Genomic DNA, 20488 nt, shown 5'->3' on the forward strand with positions numbered 1-20488 from the left:
ATGGAAAAAACACCCGCAATTCAAACGCAAGCCGAGCCATCTCTCGATAAAACGTACAATCCTAAAGAAATTGAGCAACCTCTTTATAACCATTGGGAAAAAAGTGGTTACTTCAAACCCAACGGCGATACCAGCCGTGAGAGTTTCTGTATTGTTATCCCGCCACCAAACGTGACCGGCAGCCTGCATATGGGTCATGCGTTTCAGCAAACCATTATGGATACCATGACCCGTTATCAACGAATGCAGGGTAAAAATACTTTGTGGCAGTCCGGTACTGACCACGCAGGTATTGCTACTCAAATGGTGGTTGAGCGCAAGATCGCAGCAGAAGAAGGCAAAACCCGTCACGATTATGGCCGTGATGCGTTTATCGATAAGATCTGGCAGTGGAAAGCAGAATCCGGCGGCACGATTACCAATCAGATGCGTCGTCTGGGTAACTCCGTTGATTGGGAGCGCGAGCGTTTCACTATGGATGAAGGTCTATCCAACGCCGTAAAAGAAGCCTTTGTCCGTTTGTATAAAGAAAATCTCATTTATCGGGGTAAACGTCTAGTTAACTGGGACCCGAAATTGCACACTGCAATTTCTGATCTGGAAGTTGAGAACCGTGAAGTTAAAGGTTCCATGTGGCATCTGAGTTATCCATTGGCCGATGGTGTCACGACCGCAGAAGGGAAAGATTACCTGATTGTTGCAACTACCCGGCCTGAAACCATGCTAGGCGATACCGGCGTAGCCGTTAACCCGGAAGATCCGCGTTATAAAGATTTAATCGGCAAAGAAATTATTCTGCCATTAGTTAACCGCCGCATTCCTATTATTGGTGATGAACATGCGGATATGGAAAAAGGTACCGGCTGCGTGAAAATTACACCAGCCCATGACTTCAATGACTATGAAGTCGGTAAACGTCACGCCCTGCCGATGATCAATATCATGACACTTGATGGCAACATCCGTCATGAAGCAGAAGTTTTCGATACCAATGGTGAAATTTCTGATGCTTACGGTTCTGATATTCCGGCTGAATACCAAGGCATGGAGCGTTTTGCCGCCCGTAAAGCGATGGTTGCTGAGTTTGAAAAACTGGGCCTGCTGGTCGAAATCAAAGCTCATGATCTGACCGTTCCTTATGGCGATCGCGGCGGTGTGGTTATTGAACCCATGCTGACTGATCAATGGTATGTCCGTACCGCGCCTCTGGCGAAAGTGGCTATCGAAGCCGTTGAAAATGGCGACATCCAGTTTGTACCCAAGCAGTATGAAAATATGTATTACTCCTGGATGCGCGATATTCAGGATTGGTGTATCTCTCGTCAATTGTGGTGGGGCCACCGTATCCCGGCATGGTATGACACCAACGGTAATGTCTATGTTGGTCGCAGTGAAGAAGAAATACGTCGTGAAAATAATCTGGGCACAGATATCTCTTTAAACCAAGATGAAGATGTACTGGATACCTGGTTCTCTTCCGGTTTATGGACTTTCTCTACCCTTGGCTGGCCTGAACAAACTGAGGCGTTGAAAACTTTCCACCCAACCGATGTATTGGTGAGTGGTTTTGATATCATCTTCTTCTGGATTGCCCGTATGATCATGATGACCATGCATTTCATCAAAGATGAAAATGGCAAACCTCAGGTTCCATTTAAGACTGTCTACATGACCGGTCTTATCCGGGATGAAGAAGGTCAGAAGATGTCCAAATCCAAAGGGAATGTCATTGACCCATTGGACATGGTTGACGGTATTTCTCTGGAAGATCTGCTAGAAAAACGTACTGGCAATATGATGCAGCCACAGTTGGCTGAAAAAATCCGCAAACGTACCGAGAAGCAATTCCCGGCAGGCATTGAAGCGCATGGTACCGATGCCCTGCGCTTTACGTTAGCAGCGCTGGCCTCAACAGGTCGTGATATCAACTGGGATATGAAACGTCTGCAAGGTTACCGTAATTTCTGTAACAAATTGTGGAATGCCAGCCGCTTTGTTCTGATGAATACGGAAGGTCAGGATTGCGGCCAACATGGCGGCGAAACAGTGCTGTCACTGGCTGATCGCTGGATCTTGGCTGAATTTAACCAAACAGTAAAAGCCTATCGTGAAGCACTGGATACCTATCGTTTTGATATAGCTGCCAATATCCTTTATGAGTTCACTTGGAACCAGTTCTGTGACTGGTATCTAGAGCTCTCTAAACCGGCAATTAACAAAGGTTCAGAGGCAGAAGTTCGTGGTGCCCGTCATACTCTAATTGAAGTTCTGGAAGGATTATTGCGCCTGGCTCACCCAATTATTCCATTTATCACCGAAACCATCTGGCAACGGGTGAAAGTGGTTAAGGGGATTGAAGCAGATACCATTATGCTGCAACCGTTCCCAGAATTTGATCAATCGAAAGCGGATGAATTGGCGCTGAACGATCTGGAATGGATTAAAGAAGCAATTATTGCGGTACGTAATATTCGTGCTGAAATGAACATCGCACCAGGTAAACCGCTGGAAGTTCTGCTGCGTAATGCTGATGCTGATGCACAACGTCGTGTAGCGGAAAACCTGAATTTTATTCAGGCAATGGGCCGCTTATCCTCTGTTACGCTTCTGTCCGCAGGTGAAGAAGCACCGATTTCTGTCACTAAACTGATTAATGGTACAGAAGTATTAATCCCAATGGCTGGCTTAGTGGATAAAGAGGCTGAACTAAGCCGTTTGAATAAAGAGATTGAGAAGCTGGATAAAGAGATTGGTAGCATTGAAGGCAAGCTGTCAAATGAAGGTTTCGTCAGCCGTGCGCCCGAAGCGGTTGTAGCCAAAGAGCGTGAACGTCTGGCAAGCTGCAATACATCAAAAGAGAAGCTGCTGGCTCAGAAAGAAACGATTGCCGCATTGTAATATGCTCAAAAAATAAATTTCCACCAAAGCCACTGCAATTCATTGTCAGTGGCTTTTTAATTTAAATAGTAAACGATAAAATTAATAATAAAGTGTAAATTCAACCGATTATATATAAACATCATCAAATATATTGAAAATAACAATATCGATTTCATTAACATGAATAATCGTCTATTTCATTCATTTCCATATTTATATATCTTAAATGACAATATAATATAATTTTATTTTATATATAAACCATTAGATTTCGCATATTATATAGAGAATAAGATCATATAAATATACTATTACAAGTAAAAAGGTGAACAATAATTAAAATATAGTTTAACTCAACATTCAATTATTTATTGTTTCAAATAATCTATTTCAACAGGGATTATTAAGGTGGCAATAAATAGTCAATACAGAGAGCAAACAGAAACCAAAGCACACATATACCTAATAGATTTCGAGTTGCAGCTAGGCGGCAAATGAACGAATCCCCAGGAGCATAGATAACTATGTGACTGGGGTGAGTGAAAGTAGCCAACAAAGCAGCAGCTTGAAAGATGAAGGGTATAAAGTCCATAGGATCACGCATTTCCAACGTATTAATCCACTAATTTATAACAACCCGGAGAAATAAAATGAAAAAAATTCTTACCCTATTATTGGCAAGTACTATCCAACTCGGTCTCGTACATTCAGCTAACGCAGAATCAACCCTTGATAAGATTAAATCCACCGGCACATTCAGAATAGCCACTGAAGGAGCTTATCCACCATTTACTTATCACGACGCCTCAGGTACTTTGACCGGTTTCGACGTCGACATTGGCCGTGAAATTGCACACCGATTGAATGTCAAACCAACATTTATTGAAGGAAAATGGGACGGACTTATTGCCGGACTGAATGCTGGGCGTTCTGATGCGGTAATTAATCAAATTTCAATTACACCTGAACGCAAGAAAAAATATGACTTCTCCATCCCCTATATCACATCGCAAGCGGTACTCATCATTAATAAAGATAACAATAACATAAGAACATTCAGTGATTTACAAGGCAAAACCTCAGCACATACGCTGACCAACAACTTTGCCCAAATAGCAAGAGATAACGGTGCGGAAATTATTGGCACGAATGGATTTAGTCAGGAAATCGAACTGGTTAGTACCGGCAGAGCCGATGCCACTATTAATGATAACCTATCTTATCTGGACTATAAGAAACACAAACCAAACGCACCGGTAAAAATTGTCGCAACGAGCCCCAATGCAGGGCAGACAGCCGTTTTACTTCGTCAGGGGGAATCAGAACTAAAAGTTGCTATTGATAAAGCAATAACTGACATCAAAGCCGATGGTACCTATCAGCGTATCTGGGCTCACTATTTTGGTGATAATCCTTCCGAATAAGTGAAATATTTCCTTAATTCAGATATACAGTTCCCTGGAAGTTAAAGACAAATTCTGACCTGGGAACTTTATCATTAATCCTGTTGAATCGAATAATCATAGAATATTTGACCAAATATCAACTATATTAATTTATATAAATTCTTTTATATATCTAAAATGACAATATGATATAACTTTATTTTATATATATAAATTGACAGCTTGCCATATGATATTCAAAAAAATCACATATAAATATATTGTTACATTACACACGATAGGGAAAATATATGGAGCCCTCCTGGTTTAATCTAGTACTCGATTCTTTTTGGCCTATGCTTTATGCGGGCTTGACTTTCACTATTCCACTAACGCTGATTACCTTTACTCTCGGTATCATACTGGGTTTTATCGTGGCACTTATCCGGCTTTACGGGCCAAAACCGCTTATTGCCGTCGCCAAATTCTACGTCTGGCTGATCCGTGGTACACCGTTGCTGGTACAACTGTTTCTTATTTTTTATGCCTTACCTAGCGTCGGCATTACGTTAGGCGCATTTACCTCGGCAGTGATTGGTTTCACTTTAAATATTGGCGCCTATACCTCTGAGATAATTCGCGCCACGTTATTATCTGTACCAAAAGGGCAGTGGGAAGCGGCTTATTCTATCAGTATGAGCTGGACACAATCACTGCGTCGGATCATTCTGCCTCAGGCTGCAAGAATCGCTATTCCACCACTCTCAAACACGTTTATTTCACTGGTGAAGGATACTTCACTGGCCTCAGTCATCACCGTACCGGAGCTTTTCCTTGCCGCACAACGTATTGCTGCGGTGACTTATCAACCACTCATTCTTTATACTGAGGCGGCAATACTTTATCTGATAATCAGTTCAGTGTTGTCATCACTACAAGCCCGTCTGGAAAAGAAGTTTTCGCAAAAGAGTGACACACAGGAATTAAAAGATGATCCAACTCTCCGGCATTGAAAAAAGTTTTAACGGGCAAAAGGTCCTGAAAAAAATCGATCTTACCATTGAGGAAGGCAGCCTGACCGCACTGATTGGCCCGTCCGGAAGTGGCAAAAGCACGCTATTACGCTGCATCAACTTATTAGAAATTCCCCAGGCTGGGCAGCTCCAAATCGGCAATGAAAGCATGGCCTTCACCGGCAAAGGGCGGATTGCCCACAAGGATATACAACGGATTCGCCAACAAACCGGCATGGTGTTTCAAAACTTTCAGCTTTTCCCCCATCTCACCGTTATTGAAAACATTATGGAAGGGTTAATCTGGGTTCAGAAATGGTCACATAAACAGGCTAAACAGCGAGCGCTTGAACTACTGGAAAAGGTTGACATGTCACACAAAGCCGATGTCTTTCCAACCACACTATCCGGCGGTCAGCAACAGCGTGTAGCAATCGCCCGGGCACTAGCGCCTTCGCCCAAAGTGTTATTATGCGACGAACCAACTTCCGCACTTGATCCAGAATTATCGCAGGAAGTTGTTGCCGTATTAAAGCAGTTGGCTAAAGAAGGAACCACAATGTTAATGGCTACCCATGATCTGCGTCTGGCAGCAAACCTTGCCCACGACGTCATATTTTTAGAATCCGGGGAAATTGTCGAATCGGGAACGTCGAAAACGATTTTTACCTGTGCCCTTAAACAACGTACTGTGGAATTTATTTCAACTTTAACCAATACTTTACCGGATTGGGAGATATAACCCACCGTTAAAATAACCTTGCCGTCATTGATCTGAGAATCAGTTCATTACCATCAAATAAATTTCTTAACAGTTTGGAGAAATAAAATGAAAGTGTTGCTTACCGCATTATTAGCGGGTGTTATTCAATTCGGCATTGCATATTCTGCGCATGCAGAGTCTGGCCTTGATAATATTAAATCAACAGGTGTATTCAAAATCGCTACCGAAGGAACCTATCCACCATTTACTTATCACGATGCTTCCGGAGCCTTAACTGGATTTGATATTGATATTGGCCGCGAAATCGCTCGACGTCTGAATGTTAAAGCCCAGTTTACCGAAGGCAAGTGGGATGGGCTTATTGCCGGGCTTGATGCCAAACGCTATGACGCGGTACTCAATCAGGTCGCTATTACGCCTGAACGTAAAAAGAAATATGACTTTTCCGCGCCGTATATCATATCTAAAGCCGTACTTATCACCCGGCAAAATAATGACAATATAAAAACGTTCAGCGATCTGAAAGGTAAAACCTCAAGCCATAGCTTAACCAGCAATTACGCCCAGTTAGCAAAACATTTCGGTGCGGAAATCGTCCCTACCGAAGGATTTAATCAGGCAATCGATTTGGTTGCTACAGGCAGAGCCGATGCCACGATCAACGATAATCTGTCCTATTTCGACTTTAGGAAACACAAACCCAAAGCCCCGGTAAAAGTTGTCGCGACCGAACCCAATGGCGATCCAGTCGGTGTGCTAATTCGTAAAGGTGAACCGGAACTACAAGCCGCTATCGATAAGGCACTAGCCGATATCAAAGCCGATGGTACTTATCTACGCATTTCCACTCAGTATTTCGGTACCGATGTTTCCAAATAAGAAAATAACCACCTCTTCTTGCAAGAGGTGATTATCTATTTATCAATTAATTATTTCTCTTTTTACATTCAAAAAGTTTTAATCATTATTAAATTAATATTTTCTCGTTAATTATTACTTTAGAAATATATTCAAGGAAGTTATTAATTAATTTTTTCTTAATCACAATTAAATAATTAAAATATCTATTTCGGTGTAAAAACATCATTTAATAGAAATAATTTCTTTCCCCTTTAGCATTCTATCCCTATCTATTGGAATATTAATTCTCATACTGTCAATCTCAAAAATTATCATACTATTCTGTTAAAGATTTTATTCATTCCGTAGTAAAGTCTCAATTCGTTACTATTAAGCCGACTAACAGATTAAAACAGCATAAGGAGCTGCAATATGAGTCGTTACAATTCTGCAATTAACCGAAATACCCCATCTGTCAGCGTACTAGATAATCGAGGGTTGAATATACGTACGCTGGAATACCGGCGTACTCAGGCTGATGAAACCAATAGCAGCGAATTGCTCACTCGTCATGAATTTAATACTCAAGGATTTCAAGTAAAAAGCACGGACCCACGCAGATATAAAAATCAGAGTGGCTCAAACTTCTCTCGTGTCTTTAACCTTGCTGGAAATACACTGCGTGAAGAAAGTATCGATGCTGGCCAAACGATTACCTTGAACGATATCGAAGGACGACCAGTACTAACTATCAATGCAATCGGCGCTCGTCAAACCCATCATTATGAAGGTAATACCTTGCCCGGCCGCTTGCTGGCTGTCACCGAGTTAATACAAAAGAACGAGAAAACCACGGAGCGCCTTATTTGGGCAAGTAATACAAATGCAGAGAAAAACCAGAATCTCGCCGGACAATGTATACGCCATTATGACACGGCGGGGTTGATACAATTGGCAAGCCTGTCCTTAACAGGATCAGTTTTATCGCAATCTCGTCAATTAATAGCCGACGATCTGGAAGCTGATTGGCTTGGTGATGACGAAAATAGTTGGCGTACAAAACTGAACGACAACATATTCACTACTCAAAATAAAACTGATGCCGTTGGTACTCTGCTAACCCAAATCGATGCCAAGGGAAATATACAGCGGCTGGCCTATGATGTAGCAGGTCAATTGAAAGGTAGCTGGTTAACACTAAAAGGCCAATCCGAAAAAGTTATTGTGCGGTCTATTACCTGGTCAGCCGCCGGACAAAAATTACGAGAAGAACACGGTAATGGCGTTATTACGGAATATACCTATGAACCAGAAACCCAACGGTTAATTAACATTACAACCCACCGGACAAAAGATAGTACAAAACCACTACAGGATTTACGTTATGAATATGATCCGGTTGGCAATGTGATCAATATTCGTAATGATGCAGAAGCAACCCGGTTCTGGCGTAATCAGAAAATAGTACCAGAAAATGCATATTCCTATGATTCTCTCTACCAACTCATCAAAGCAACCGGCCGCGAAATGGCTAATATTGGTCAGCAAGGAAGCCAGCTCCCTCCTTTAATTACCCCTCTTCCTACCGATGACAATACCTATACTAACTACACTCGCACTTACACCTACGACGATAGCGGCAACCTGACACAAATCCGGCATAGCGCGCCGGTAAGTAACAATAACTACACCACAAATATCACCCTCTCAAACCGTAATAACCGTGGTGTCCTCAGTACCCTAACCAACGATCCCAATCTCGTTGATACATTCTTTGATACAGGTGGTCATCAAACCCGTCTGTTATCAGGGCAATCTCTAAACTGGACATCACGAGGAGAACTACAACAAGTGAACCAAAGTGGTAACACCGCGCGTGAGTGGTACCGCTATGACAGTGACGGAATACGGCTACTAAAAATAAATGAACAGCAAACATCCAATGCCACGCAACAACAACGAGTCACTTACCTGCCAGGATTAGAATTACACACCACACAAAGCGGCGCCAATATCACCGAAGAACTGCAAGTTATTACTGTCGGGCAAGCAGGGAGAGCACAAGTACGCGTACTACACTGGGAAAACGGCCAACCCACTGGCATAGATAACGATCAAGTCAGATACAACTACGATAATCTTACACACAGCAGCGAACTAGAACTGGATATGCACGGGGAAATTATCAGTTGGGAAGAGTATTACCCCTATGGCGGTACTGCTGTATGGGCAGCAAGAAATCAGCTTGAAGCCGGTTACAAAACCATTCGTTATTCAGGCAAAGAGCGTGATGCAACGGGACTGTACTATTACGGCTACCGTTATTATCAACCGTGGGCTGGTAGATGGTTAAGCGCTGACCCTGCTGGAACAGTAGATGGCCTAAATTTGTACCGTATGGTAAGAAATAATCCAATGACTGGCATAGATGAAGATGGACGTATATTTAAAACCGTAGCAACAGGTGCATTAGGCGTTGGCGGTATGGCATACGAACTTTACAAACACAGAAATCAACAAGCTGAAAAGCCTCAGATGCCCTCTCTAGCCTCTGAATCCTATGGTGATCAACAAGTCAGCAAAATCACCCAAAAAGCGAGTGCTTTAAAAGAAAGTTATGACCCCATTAAGCAAATGGCCCATAACATAACGGGACGTAAAGAAGCCGCAGAACACCTTGCACAAGGACAAATCCCGGGTGCTCAAGCAATAAAAGAAGGGGCAAGTTTGGTGGCGGCTGGCGGAGAATTTGCCGCGGCTGGCAATGTCGGTGAACTCAACAAAACCGCGCTAACACAAGCCGCAGGCACTGATGCAATTAACAATTTTAGTCTCACTTTTGAGGGTATAAAAAAGGTATTTAAGGCAGGTGCTGCCACTGCTACCGTCACCCCAGAAAAGCTGGAAGAGCTGCAAAGAGCAACTGATGATTTAAAAGAGGTCGCAACAGATACGCTAATTACCGGAGCATCACTGGGGGCGACTGTCGGCGCCACACTGGACACAGCCGCCGCGATCGCGCCACATCCGGTAGCTAAGGTAGCCTTAAAAGGTCTGTCACTGGCATGGAAAGTCACCGGCATTGTTCACACCGCAGAAGAATTAGGCGAGCTCGCAGAAAAACATAAGGATCTGGTTTCTAATAAGCTAGGACAAGAATTAAAAAGGGAAATCACCGAGGCAAACCAAATCAGGAAGGGAACTATACTCTCAAAAGTCAGAGAACATGGTTTGATAAGATAGTCTATTAAAATGCAATAGTCCTTATTCGCCAAAGCAGATAAGGACTATTTTGTTTTGAATCACATGCATCAGTCACGACCAGAGCTAACACAGGATTCTTAACATACTGATTATACTAATGAAGTCTACTCTCACCCTGCTCCGGCAAATCATCTTCATCTTGCTCATCAGGATCTTCAAAGTAAGTGCCCCAACCGTCATAATTAATGCCGATTTTTTCAGCCAGATTCACCAACTGTTCAACCTGGGCATCAATCAATTCTGCATTCAATCCACACTCACTGATAACATCACAACACATCAGAATAGTCCCATCTTCGACTTCCAATTCCTCCGCATCAGTCACTTCATAACCCAGTTTAAAGGCTTCAACCGCTGCCTTTTCCAACAGGTTAAAGTCCTCAGCAGAAAAGTGATGCTCAATGGCATAAAGTGCATCTGGATCACTACCATCTTCCAGTAACTCTTCAATAATAAGGCGCGTTTCTTCACGTTGTTCTTCTAAGTCTCTTTGATTTGCCATACCTAATATCCTCAAGCAGTTGGCCGTCCCAATATTCATTCTCCCACACCACAGGCGGGCTAACCACTGTTTACATCAAAGAAATCCAATACGGAGTTGAAATTGCATTTTTATAGATATAGATTGAATTTAAATGCAAACAACAAATACGGAGACACCAAACAATGAATCCGTTCCATCAGCGTCATTTTCTAAGGCTACTTGATTTTTCCTCAGCAGAAATTCATGCCTTGCTAAAGCTAGCTGCTGAATTAAAATCGACTAAAAAATCGGGTACAGAAAAAGCCCTGTTAACTGGCAAAAATATTGTGCTGATTTTTGAAAAAGATTCCACCCGTACCCGCTGCTCATTTGAAGTGGCAGCTTACGATCAAGGAGCAAATATCACCTACCTCGGTTCCAGTGGCAACCAAATTGGCCATAAAGAATCGATCAAAGATACCGCCCATATACTTGGCCGTATGTATGATGGTATTCAATATCGCGGCTATGCCCAGACAATCGTTGAATCACTGGCAAAATATGCAGGTGTTCCGGTATGGAATGGGCTAACAGACGAATTTCACCCAACTCAGCTACTGGCAGATCTGCTAACTATTCAGGAACATCAACCAGAAAAACCATTGTCAGAAATCAAATTCGCCTACTTAGGGGATGCCCGTAACAATATGGGTAACACCATGCTAGAAGCCGCGGCACTAACAGGCATGGATGTTCGGTTGATTGCCCCTGAAAAGTACTGGCCCAATGCCGCTCTGGTGACTGAATGTCAGAAACTGGCTGAAAAAACAGGAGGTAAAATTACTCTGACGGAAAATATCGCCAAAGGGGTTAAAAATGCCGATTTTCTTTATACCGATGTCTGGGTTTCCATGGGCGAGCCAAAAGAAGTTTGGCAACAACGAATTAACCTACTGAAACCCTATCAAGTGAATATGAATGTGGTGAACATGGCAGGCAATCCACAGGTAAAATTCCTGCACTGTCTGCCAGCATTTCATAATGAAGAAACAACATTAGGCAAACAACTCGCTGCTGAATTTAATATGTATGGAGGGCTGGAAGTTACTAATGAAGTTTTTGAATCAGAACACAGCATTGTGTTTGATCAAGCAGAAAATCGCCTACATACCATTAAAGCAGTAATGGTAGCAACTCTAGCAAATGATCTTAAAATCTAATTAGTTGGGATATCCGCAGGATTATGTCTTTAAAGATGTGATCCTGCCAATATTATTTTTCTTCGGCCAAATGCTTGCTGTAAGATTTTTCACGAGTATAATGCGCCACAATTTGCCGGGAGAAATCATGAAAGACAGCGCTTATTTTTGTCAAGCTAAAGTGCAACTGCCTGAAGGAAGGCAGCCAATCATCATTGTTTTCCCGTTGCTAAACCAATCATTTAACGCCCCTCATCGAGGGGCTTTTTTTTGCCTGGTAATCAATTCATGATCGCCACCCCGGATGTCAGCATTAGAGGAGAGTGAAAAATGGCTAATCCGTTATATCGCAAACATATCATCTCAATAAATGATCTGAGCCGCGAAGATCTGGAATTGGTGTTGCAGACTGCTGCCGCACTGAAAGCCAGACCACAACCTGAATTGCTGAAACCCAAGGTTATCGCTAGTTGTTTCTTCGAAGCTTCCACCCGCACTCGCCTCTCTTTTGAAACAGCAATCCACCGCCTTGGCGCTTCAGTTGTCGGTTTCTCGGACAGCAGCAACACCTCTCTGGGCAAGAAAGGTGAAACGCTAGCCGATACTATTTCCGTTATTAGCCAATATGTTGACGCCATCGTGATACGCCATCCACAAGAAGGTGCCCCACGTCTGGCTTCTGAGTTTTCCGGCGACACTCCGATTATCAATGCCGGTGATGGCGCCAACCAACATCCAACTCAAACCTTACTGGATCTGTTCACTATTCAGGAAACTCAGCAACGGCTGGACAGTTTGAATATCGCTATGGTTGGTGACCTAAAATATGGCCGCACTGTCCATTCGCTATCACAAGCGCTGGCGAAATTTAATGGCAATCACTTTTATTTTATCGCACCGGAAGCATTGGCAATGCCAAATCATATTCTTCATATGCTGAATGAAAAAGGTGCGACCTACAGCCAACACGCTAATATTGAAGAAGTCTTACCGGAGCTAGATATTCTTTATATGACTCGAGTACAGAAAGAGCGTCTTGATCCATCTGAATATGCCAACGTAAAAGCACAATTTGTTCTGCGCACTTCCGATCTGATCGGAGCGAAAGAGAACCTCAAAGTTCTGCATCCGTTGCCACGTATTGATGAAATTACTGTCGATGTAGATAAAACGCCCTATGCTTATTACTTCCAACAGGCAGAGAATGGTATTTATGCTCGTCAGGCTCTATTATCTTTAGTTTTAAATGAATGATTAAAGCAGAGAAAGTACTTTTTTATCCACAAATATAATGGGTTATTATTTTCTTCTGGAATAGTGATTAATCAGTCTGTTTACCACCTTCGGTATTGAAGACAAACTCGGTGTGCGCCAAAATACGTCTTGCCCAGTCAGTGAGCAAGACCGTATCTCCGAGCAGTATAAAGTGCACACAAAAACCATCACTTTTACCTATACCCTTCATCTTTCAAGCTGCTGCTTTGTTGGCTACTTTCACTCATCCCAGTCACATAGTTATCTCTGCTCCTGGGGATTCATTCACTTACCGCCGCGCTACGGCTCGAAATCTATTAGGTATAAGTATAATTTCCTCAAGATTAAATTTAAATAACTTCCAAAAACCAAAGGTTAATAATAAGTTAATCATTACGATAATGAATGAAAATAAAAACAGCAAACAATATATTTACGCGATCATTATTTAAATAAGTATTTTAAAGTTTTATCTTTCATTTTATTTAATCGAATAAACTATATTATTAATAATGGCCTTGTAAAATAAACATGTTAATTTAAAACTAAACATTTGACATAAATAATCTATTAACCTTTACATCACCAACAAACATTAATTAAACCAAATTTTTAAAATCAATCTATTATTAACCATTAAATTTACTGAAAAATTAAACATTTCCTCTTTTACCATTCCTCAATTATTACTTTCAATAAGATAAACAATTAAAACAAAATAGCCAAAATAAACAAACTCAACATCGTGATATTATAACAATGATGGCTAAAGCTAAATATATGGAATAACAACGGTAAGATAATATTGATTTATCTACGTCTTATCTGGATAAACAGGATAACACCGCCTAAAATGGAAGACGTGTCGATTCTTAACAATATATCTGGAGGATGAATACAGAAAGTTGTCACTAAAATGTATTCATACAAAACACTATGACCCACGATCATAAACTACAAGTCGAAGCCATTAGATGCGGTACGGTGATTGACCATATCCCGGCTCAGGTCGGTTTCAAGTTACTCTCTCTATTTAAGCTGACTGAAACCGATCAACGCATTACCATCGGCCTGAACCTGCCTTCCAATCAGTTAGGTAAAAAAGATCTCATCAAAATCGAAAACACATTTCTGACAGAACAACAGGCTAATCAGCTTGCTATGTATGCGCCAAATGCAACGGTGAACTGTATTGAAGACTATGAAGTGGTGAAGAAACTCCCCATTAACTTGCCTGAGCGTATCGACAGCGTATTAGTCTGCCCTAACAGCAACTGTATCAGCCACAATGAACCCGTAGAAAGCAGTTTTCGAGTCAAAGTGACAGCGGAAGATGTAGTGCTGACCTGTAAATATTGCGAGAAAGAGTTTGACCGCAACGTAGTAATACTCAACGATTAAACAAGCTATGTCAGTTGCTGAGGCAGAAGCGGACACTATAATAGTATCCTTGATGAAATATTCATTAAGTTATCACATTAACAGGAGAACCTATGTCATACGAGATTAATACCAATAAAGCCCCTGCTGCAATTGGTCCATATGTTCAGGGTGTTGATCTAGGCAATATGGTCATCACTTCCGGCCAGATCCCCGTCGATCCAGCAACAGGTGATGTCGCAGAAGATATCGCCGCTCAAGCTCGCCAATCACTGGAAAATGTTAAAGCTATCGTTGAGAGAGCAGGTCTCACTGTCGGTGACATTGTTAAAACAACGGTCTTCGTTAAAGATCTGAATGACTTCGGCACCGTTAACGCAACTTATGAAGCATTCTTCAAGGAACACAATGCATCTTTCCCGGCACGTTCTTGCGTTGAAGTAGCCCGTCTGCCAAAAGACGTTAAAATCGAAATCGAAGCTATCGCGATTCGTAAATAATCCCTATCCTGTTTTCTACAACCCCTTGGTTGGTTACTGACCAAGGAGTTGTACTTTCCACCGGACCTTAAATATAGGTCTCCATTCTTTGTTTCAGATCAAATGAGATCGTGATTATTTCACTTCAATTTACTATATATTGTGCTTAAATATACAAACAAATCTATATATAGCCTTATTCATCTTTAAGCTGAATATCAGAACGAGAATGGTTTGCCCTTTTGGGCAACATTCTCAAGGAGTCATATTGTGGAAACTGTTGTGATAAAACGGGATGGATGTCAGGAACCATTTGATCAGAGCCGTATCAGAGATGCCGTAAAACGAGCTGCTTCTGCCATTGGAATGACAGATGATGAGTATTGTATCCAAGTTGCATCCACAGTAACGCAATTAATGGCTGTCTACAGGCAAGTTGATGTGCAAGATATTCAGAACGCAGTAGAAAAGCAATTGATAGCAGACAACCATAAGCATCTTGCCCACTACTATATTCAATATCGTCATGACAGGGATACTGTCCGAGAATTACACAGCCGACTTAATCAAGAAATCCGTGGCTTAGTTGAACAGAGTAACGTTTCCCTGCTCAATGAGAACGCAAATAAAGACAGCAAAGTGATTCCAACTCAACGGGATCTGTTAGCCGGGATTGTTGCTAAAAATTATGCCAAACAACATATTCTGCCCCGTAGTGTAGTATTGGCTCACGAAAGAGGCGAAATCCACTATCATGATCTCGATTATTCCCCCTTTTTCCCAATGTTTAACTGTATGCTAATCGACCTGAAAGGCATGCTAACCAATGGGTTCAAAATGGGTAATGCTGAAATAGAACCACCAAAATCCATTTCAACCGCAACAGCGGTAACGGCTCAAATTATCGCTCAGGTTGCCAGCCATATTTATGGTGGTACCACTATCAATCGTATAGATGAAGTATTAGCGCCCTTCGTTAAAGCCAGCTATGAAAAACACTTGGCAATTGCCGAACAGTGGGATATCACCGATAAAAAATCTTATGCCGAAGCACAAACAGAAAAAGAGTGTTACGACGCTTTCCAGTCACTGGAATATGAAGTTAATACTCTGCATACCGCCAATGGCCAGACTCCTTTTGTTACTTTTGGCTTTGGTCTGGGTACGTCAAAAGAATGCCGCCTAATCCAGCAATCTATTCTACGTAACCGCATTGCTGGTTTAGGTAAGAATCATAAAACAGCGGTATTCCCCAAACTGGTATTTGCTGTCCGTGATGGCCTGAATCACACGCTTGGTGATCCTAACTACGATATCAAGCAACTGGCTCTCAAATGTGCCAGTAAGCGCATGTATCCTGATATTCTTAACTATGATCAAGTGGTTAAAGTCACAGGCTCCTTTAAAACCCCAATGGGCTGTCGCAGTTTCCTCGGTGTTTATGAGGAAAAGGGTGAGCAAATTCATGAAGGACGCAATAACTTAGGAGTTATCAGTTTAAATCTGCCTAGGATTGCTATCGAAGCCAAAGGAGATGAAAAATATTTCTGGCAACTACTGGACAAGCGTCTAGCACTGGCAAAGCAAGCACTAATGACCCGTATTAACCGCATGGAAAGTGTCAAAGCACGCGTTGCACCAATCCTTTATATGGAAGGTGCCTGTGGGGTTCGTTTAAAAGCCGATGATAATATCGCTGAAATCTTTAAACATGGTCGGGCTTCTATTTCTCTGGGCTATATTGGCATTCATGAAACCATTAATGCATTGTATGGCAATCAGGTTCATCTATTTGATAATCAACAATTACGTGTAAAAGCACTCTCAATTGTTGATCATCTGCGAAAAGCAACCGATCAATGGAAAAAAGAAACGGGTTATGGTTTCAGTTTATACAGCACACCAAGTGAAAACCTGTGTGATCGTTTCTGCCGCCTTGATGCCGCTGAATTTGGTGTTATCGAAGGAGTGACGGACAAAGGCTATTACACCAACAGTTTCCATCTTGACGTTGAAAAGAAGGTCAATCCTTATGACAAATTGGATTTTGAAGCTCCTTATCCACCACTCACAAACGGCGGTTTTATCTGTTACGGCGAGTATCCTAATCTGCAACATAATCTGAAAGCACTGGAAGATGTCTGGGATTACAGCTACTCACGTGTCCCTTATTATGGTACCAATACCCCTATCGACGAGTGCTATGACTGTGGATTCACCGGTGAATTCTCCTGTACCAGTAAAGGGTTTACCTGTCCACGTTGTGGCAATCATGAACCTTCCAGAGTATCAGTCATCCGCCGCGTCTGTGGTTATCTGGGAAGCCCCGATGCCCGCCCATTCAATGCAGGCAAGCAGGAAGAAGTGAAACGCAGAGTAAAACATCTGACAAATGGGCAATTAGACTCATTCAAGGCAGGCTGACAAAGTGAATTATCATCAATACTACCCTGTTGATGTGGTTAACGGCCCCGGAACCCGCTGCACACTATTTGTCGCGGGGTGCGAACATCAATGCCCCGGTTGTTATAACAAAAGCACCTGGCGGGTGAATTCTGGACAACCATTTACACAGGAAATGGAAGACCATGTTATTGCTGATTTACAGGACAAACGCATTAAACGACAAGGACTATCTTTGTCTGGCGGTGATCCTCTACATCCACACAACGCATCCGCGATCCTGAAATTGGTAAAACGGGTCAAAGCAGAGTGCCCAGACAAGGACATTTGGCTTTGGACGGGTTATCTATTAAGCGAGCTCAACGAAATTCAACAGGAAGTTGTCGGCTATATTAATGTGCTAGTGGATGGCAAGTTTATACGAGATCTCTATGAGCCCGGTTTACGATGGCGTGGTAGCCACAACCAGATTATTCATAGATTAAGGTAATTTTATCGCCGCCAGCAGATTTTCTTACCAAATCCAAGCGTATTATCGGTCATTTTTATTTCACTGAGATTCAACTGCCAAATAGGTGTTTTAGCCGCAATTGCTACAGGAAAACGGCGGCAATAACGTGCTCTGGCAGCTTTATCTTTTTCACCCTCAAGACGAATGACTTCCCCTTTGAACTGAATACCTTTTATCCGCGCAATATTTCGAATCTGCCCGGCAATGGTACCTGCAACCCGCGGGTTTACCTGCATCATTTCACCGTGGCGAGTATGAAGTTCAGTCATAAACCAGAACGCGATCTCATCGGCATTGAAAACATAGAAGCAATTCGCGCACCAAATATCATCACCAATTGCTGTACAAAGCGTTAGGACATGCTGTCTTGCGAGGTATCCGTGGATAATCTGAAAATTTTCAGTGGTGTTCACACTCTCTCCAATAGCAGGATTGTATCTGCCTGGAAGCCCAGAACCACGCCGGGATAAACATCATCCTACGGCGTGTTCTGACATCTCCTGACAGGGCCAGGGTTCAGCATGCTCTACTATAAATTAGTTATAGATTTCAGCAACACCTGATAACTGATTTTTACCGCTAGCAGAAATAATGCGGAAAGAAGATGCGCCTGCTTTGTCAGCTTTTTTGGACAATTCGGCACTGAGGGTTTCCAAAGTATCAACCCCCGTTACAGAAACGACACCAGCTTTAGGAGAAGAAGAAGTTTGAACTTCTTTTGCCGCCATACTACCAAAAGAGATAGCACTTAAAGCTAAAGCAACAGCGATATATTTTACGTTTTTCATACTATGATCCTTGATCAATTTTTAGTGGAATGAGTTACTCTCTGTGATGTGGATCATAGTATGCTCTAAAGGCCGGAATAAAAATTAGCAATTATTGCTATTCTATTTCAATTATTTTGAATAAAAAATGCAGCGTATAGCGAATTGATATGTAACAGGTTTTATAAAACTGTTATATTATAATAACTTAAACTAAATTATTCAGAAAAATGATATAGAAAAACGTTCGAGTAAAATATAAATATCAAAAATAGAAAATTCAGAAAAAAATTATATGGCAGAAAATCAATGGGTTCTTTACTTACTGAAAACAAAATCAGGCATGCTTTATACCGGGATAACAACAAATATTCACCGCCGTTTTGCACAACATGAAAACGGGAAAGGAGCAAAATCACTGAGGGGGAAAGGACCGTTACAGCTAGTTTTCAGTAGTCATGCCGGCAACCGATCCAGTGCGTCACAACTGGAATATCAAGTAAAACAATTAAGTAAACAGCAAAAAGAGAGGCTGGTTATTTGCCAGCCCGTCTGTATAGCAGAATATTTAGCATTAATTAGAAACAGTCAAAGTATGGGGAATAAGTAACCAACCCCTTATGGTCAGCCAAAAAACTGTCAGCTAATTCATATACCTGAAAATAAGGTTCACACGTTGGCCACTGGCAATGCAACTGGTGCTCACTGGCAAGCGTAAAACCAAACCGGCAATAGTAGTGTGGATCACCTAAAACAACGACGACGCCATAACCAAATTCATTCAGGCTATCCAAACCTTCATACACCAGCTTTTCACCAATCCCCTGCCGACGATATTCTTCAGCAACCGCTAACGGAGCCAGACCAACCCATTGGTGATCTTCACCATTAATATCTACCGGACTAAAAGCCACGTAACCAATTACCTGACCTTCGTCATCCGTGGCAACTATGCCTAACGTCAATAATCCATCTTCCCGCAATTGCTGGACCAATTCCGCTTCTGCCGGGGTATCAAAAGATTTCCGTAATAACTGATCTATTCCCGCTGCATCTACTGGAATTTCTACCCTGATCAACATGATAATCGCGCAGGATCATACTGATCCGCGCCCTCCGGCAAACTCGCTTCTATACACTCAGCCAATTGGAACAAACCCGCACAAAGAGCAGTAAGCATGAACTTCAACGCTATCGTATCTACCAAATTTTTAACACACAACCCTAATTCTGTACGAATAACTATTAGAATCAGATAATTGGCTTCGTCGCTGAAACTAACCTCTTCCTGCTTATACTGGTTGACAACTAAATGACTATCACGGACAGTAATAAACCAGCGCAGAGTAAGATTGTGGATTTTTCCTAACACAGCTCAGACTCCTTACTTGATAAAGTAACGTAGCTATTTAGCCAAAATATATCGGCATTCGCCCGATCCTACATCAAGAATCCAATACAGACCTAACTGTAAATTTTACCTTTTAATTGTTGGGGTAATATCTGACTATAAACTGCGCTAAATCAAAACATCCCATCACTAATTCAATTACAATTACTAATCATTTATTACTTTATTCCGATATTTTATATGCAGTAACTTTGCCCAAAAAAAATTTATTCACGGAACAAAGTTGTCGTCGATAACGGAGAAGAACTTATCTATATCTGTCTGAAATATGATATTAAAGCCCATGATTCCTTAATCTAAATGTAAACAAAAATATCTCATAAACATACAGTTATAGAGAAAAATGTAAACATAAGTTGCATACTGAAATTAAAATTTACACATACTGATTATAGCCGATTGCAAACTTTTGGCTTAATGTATGGCATTAGTCCATACGTATTTTTTAAATTATTTAGAGAGATAATGCTAAAAAGCACGCATAGGATTTATTAAGATTTGCTTCTTGATTGATT

Annotated in this window: 19 protein-coding genes; 14 read left to right on the plus strand and 5 right to left on the minus strand. The window is 41.7% G+C overall.

The annotated features are described in order from the left end of the window. From D3222_RS01640 to D3222_RS01670, 6 genes are all read left to right on the plus strand, one after another. On the plus strand, nucleotides 1–2898 hold the full coding sequence (locus D3222_RS01640; protein WP_118984558.1) for a valine--tRNA ligase: 2898 nt from the start codon (nucleotides 1–3) through the stop codon (nucleotides 2896–2898). 632 nt (nucleotides 2899–3530) lie between these two features. After that, on the plus strand, nucleotides 3531–4304 hold the full coding sequence (locus D3222_RS01650; protein ID WP_118984559.1) for an amino acid ABC transporter substrate-binding protein: 774 nt from the start codon (nucleotides 3531–3533) through the stop codon (nucleotides 4302–4304). Between the two features lie 272 nt (nucleotides 4305–4576). Next, entirely contained in the window at nucleotides 4577–5278 is a 702-nt protein-coding gene (locus D3222_RS01655) for an amino acid ABC transporter permease (RefSeq protein WP_118984560.1), read from the plus strand. Then, the gene (locus D3222_RS01660; RefSeq protein ID WP_118984561.1) at nucleotides 5256–6020 is read left to right on the plus strand and encodes an amino acid ABC transporter ATP-binding protein; all 765 of its coding nucleotides are present in this window, start codon (nucleotides 5256–5258) and stop codon (nucleotides 6018–6020) included. Before D3222_RS01655 ends, D3222_RS01660 begins: the two co-directional genes overlap by 23 nt. 87 nt (nucleotides 6021–6107) lie before the next feature. Then, complete coding sequence (locus D3222_RS01665) at nucleotides 6108–6881, plus strand: amino acid ABC transporter substrate-binding protein (RefSeq protein WP_118984562.1); 774 nt, start codon at nucleotides 6108–6110, stop codon at nucleotides 6879–6881. 393 nt (nucleotides 6882–7274) lie between these two features. Continuing rightward, complete coding sequence (locus tag D3222_RS01670; protein ID WP_118984563.1) at nucleotides 7275–10085, plus strand: RHS repeat-associated core domain-containing protein; 2811 nt, start codon at nucleotides 7275–7277, stop codon at nucleotides 10083–10085. Nucleotides 10086–10200: 115 nt separating this feature from the next. Here D3222_RS01670 and rraB read toward each other — a convergent pair whose 3' ends face one another. Next, on the minus strand, nucleotides 10201–10608 hold the full coding sequence (rraB, locus tag D3222_RS01675) for a ribonuclease E inhibitor RraB (RefSeq protein ID WP_118984564.1): 408 nt from the start codon (nucleotides 10606–10608) through the stop codon (nucleotides 10201–10203). A 164-nt stretch (nucleotides 10609–10772) separates the two neighbouring features. Between rraB and argF the strand changes: the two genes are divergently transcribed. The 7 genes from argF (at nucleotide 10773) to nrdG (ending at nucleotide 17774) form a co-directional block, all read left to right on the plus strand. Beyond that, nucleotides 10773–11789: an ornithine carbamoyltransferase gene (gene argF, locus D3222_RS01680; RefSeq protein ID WP_118984565.1), complete on the plus strand. Its 1017-nt coding sequence runs from the start codon at nucleotides 10773–10775 to the stop codon at nucleotides 11787–11789. A gap of 127 nt (nucleotides 11790–11916) precedes the next feature. Beyond that, nucleotides 11917–12060, plus strand: a complete 144-nt coding sequence (locus D3222_RS25790; RefSeq protein ID WP_232832371.1) for a hypothetical protein — start codon at nucleotides 11917–11919, stop codon at nucleotides 12058–12060. A 38-nt stretch (nucleotides 12061–12098) separates the two neighbouring features. Further along, nucleotides 12099–13022, plus strand: coding sequence for an aspartate carbamoyltransferase (pyrB, locus tag D3222_RS01690; RefSeq protein WP_049585131.1), 924 nt, complete (start codon nucleotides 12099–12101; stop codon nucleotides 13020–13022). 936 nt (nucleotides 13023–13958) lie between these two features. Further along, nucleotides 13959–14423 (plus strand): aspartate carbamoyltransferase regulatory subunit, encoded by a 465-nt coding sequence (gene pyrI, locus D3222_RS01700; RefSeq protein WP_118984567.1) that lies wholly within the window; start codon nucleotides 13959–13961, stop codon nucleotides 14421–14423. A 92-nt stretch (nucleotides 14424–14515) separates the two neighbouring features. Then, nucleotides 14516–14902 carry a 2-iminobutanoate/2-iminopropanoate deaminase gene (ridA, locus tag D3222_RS01705; protein ID WP_118984568.1) on the plus strand — a complete coding sequence of 129 codons (387 nt, stop codon included), beginning with the start codon at nucleotides 14516–14518 and terminating at the stop codon, nucleotides 14900–14902. A gap of 249 nt (nucleotides 14903–15151) precedes the next feature. Then, nucleotides 15152–17305: an anaerobic ribonucleoside-triphosphate reductase gene (gene nrdD, locus D3222_RS01710; RefSeq protein WP_118984569.1), complete on the plus strand. Its 2154-nt coding sequence runs from the start codon at nucleotides 15152–15154 to the stop codon at nucleotides 17303–17305. Nucleotides 17306–17309: 4 nt separating this feature from the next. Continuing rightward, nucleotides 17310–17774, plus strand: a complete 465-nt coding sequence (nrdG, locus tag D3222_RS01715) for an anaerobic ribonucleoside-triphosphate reductase-activating protein (RefSeq protein ID WP_118984570.1) — start codon at nucleotides 17310–17312, stop codon at nucleotides 17772–17774. Between the two features lie 2 nt (nucleotides 17775–17776). Here nrdG and D3222_RS01720 read toward each other — a convergent pair whose 3' ends face one another. Then, nucleotides 17777–18208: a YhbP family protein gene (locus tag D3222_RS01720; protein WP_118984571.1), complete on the minus strand. Its 432-nt coding sequence runs from the start codon at nucleotides 18206–18208 to the stop codon at nucleotides 17777–17779. 123 nt (nucleotides 18209–18331) lie between these two features. Then, nucleotides 18332–18583: a multiple stress resistance protein BhsA gene (bhsA, locus tag D3222_RS01725; RefSeq protein WP_118984572.1), complete on the minus strand. Its 252-nt coding sequence runs from the start codon at nucleotides 18581–18583 to the stop codon at nucleotides 18332–18334. 274 nt (nucleotides 18584–18857) lie between these two features. Here bhsA and D3222_RS01730 point away from each other — a divergent pair, with 274 nt between their 5' ends. Next, nucleotides 18858–19172: a GIY-YIG nuclease family protein gene (locus D3222_RS01730; protein WP_118984573.1), complete on the plus strand. Its 315-nt coding sequence runs from the start codon at nucleotides 18858–18860 to the stop codon at nucleotides 19170–19172. Here D3222_RS01730 and D3222_RS01735 read toward each other — a convergent pair. Both D3222_RS01735 and D3222_RS01740 read right to left on the minus strand, forming a co-directional pair. After that, complete coding sequence (locus D3222_RS01735) at nucleotides 19141–19644, minus strand: GNAT family N-acetyltransferase (protein ID WP_118984574.1); 504 nt, start codon at nucleotides 19642–19644, stop codon at nucleotides 19141–19143. The genes D3222_RS01730 and D3222_RS01735 overlap by 32 nt on opposite strands. Next, a complete protein-coding gene (locus D3222_RS01740) occupies nucleotides 19638–19934 on the minus strand; it encodes a hypothetical protein (protein WP_118984575.1) in 297 nt (98 codons plus the stop codon). Before D3222_RS01740 ends, D3222_RS01735 begins: the two co-directional genes overlap by 7 nt. Between the last annotated feature and the right edge of the window lie 554 nt (nucleotides 19935–20488).

Origin of the sequence: Photorhabdus sp. CRCIA-P01 (assembly GCF_003545805.1) — a bacterium.
Taxonomy (GTDB): domain Bacteria; phylum Pseudomonadota; class Gammaproteobacteria; order Enterobacterales; family Enterobacteriaceae; genus Photorhabdus; species Photorhabdus antumapuensis.

Bases quoted from the DNA above. Each gene is read 5' to 3' on its own strand.
- D3222_RS01665 (WP_118984562.1), top strand. From the start codon at position 6,108: ATGAAAGTGTTGCTTACCGCATTATTAGCGGGTGTTATTCAATTCGGC.
- rraB (WP_118984564.1), bottom strand. From the start codon at position 10,608: ATGGCAAATCAAAGAGACTTAGAAGAACAACGTGAAGAAACGCGCCTT.
- D3222_RS01660 (WP_118984561.1), top strand. From the start codon at position 5,256: ATGATCCAACTCTCCGGCATTGAAAAAAGTTTTAACGGGCAAAAGGTC.
- pyrB (WP_049585131.1), top strand. From the start codon at position 12,099: ATGGCTAATCCGTTATATCGCAAACATATCATCTCAATAAATGATCTG.
- D3222_RS01670 (WP_118984563.1), top strand. From the start codon at position 7,275: ATGAGTCGTTACAATTCTGCAATTAACCGAAATACCCCATCTGTCAGC.
- argF (WP_118984565.1), top strand. From the start codon at position 10,773: ATGAATCCGTTCCATCAGCGTCATTTTCTAAGGCTACTTGATTTTTCC.
- D3222_RS01730 (WP_118984573.1), top strand. From the start codon at position 18,858: ATGGCAGAAAATCAATGGGTTCTTTACTTACTGAAAACAAAATCAGGC.
- D3222_RS01655 (WP_118984560.1), top strand. From the start codon at position 4,577: ATGGAGCCCTCCTGGTTTAATCTAGTACTCGATTCTTTTTGGCCTATG.
- ridA (WP_118984568.1), top strand. From the start codon at position 14,516: ATGTCATACGAGATTAATACCAATAAAGCCCCTGCTGCAATTGGTCCA.
- D3222_RS25790 (WP_232832371.1), top strand. From the start codon at position 11,917: ATGAAAGACAGCGCTTATTTTTGTCAAGCTAAAGTGCAACTGCCTGAA.
- D3222_RS01735 (WP_118984574.1), bottom strand. From the start codon at position 19,644: ATGTTGATCAGGGTAGAAATTCCAGTAGATGCAGCGGGAATAGATCAG.
- bhsA (WP_118984572.1), bottom strand. From the start codon at position 18,583: ATGAAAAACGTAAAATATATCGCTGTTGCTTTAGCTTTAAGTGCTATC.
- pyrI (WP_118984567.1), top strand. From the start codon at position 13,959: ATGACCCACGATCATAAACTACAAGTCGAAGCCATTAGATGCGGTACG.
- D3222_RS01650 (WP_118984559.1), top strand. From the start codon at position 3,531: ATGAAAAAAATTCTTACCCTATTATTGGCAAGTACTATCCAACTCGGT.
- D3222_RS01640 (WP_118984558.1), top strand. From the start codon at position 1: ATGGAAAAAACACCCGCAATTCAAACGCAAGCCGAGCCATCTCTCGAT.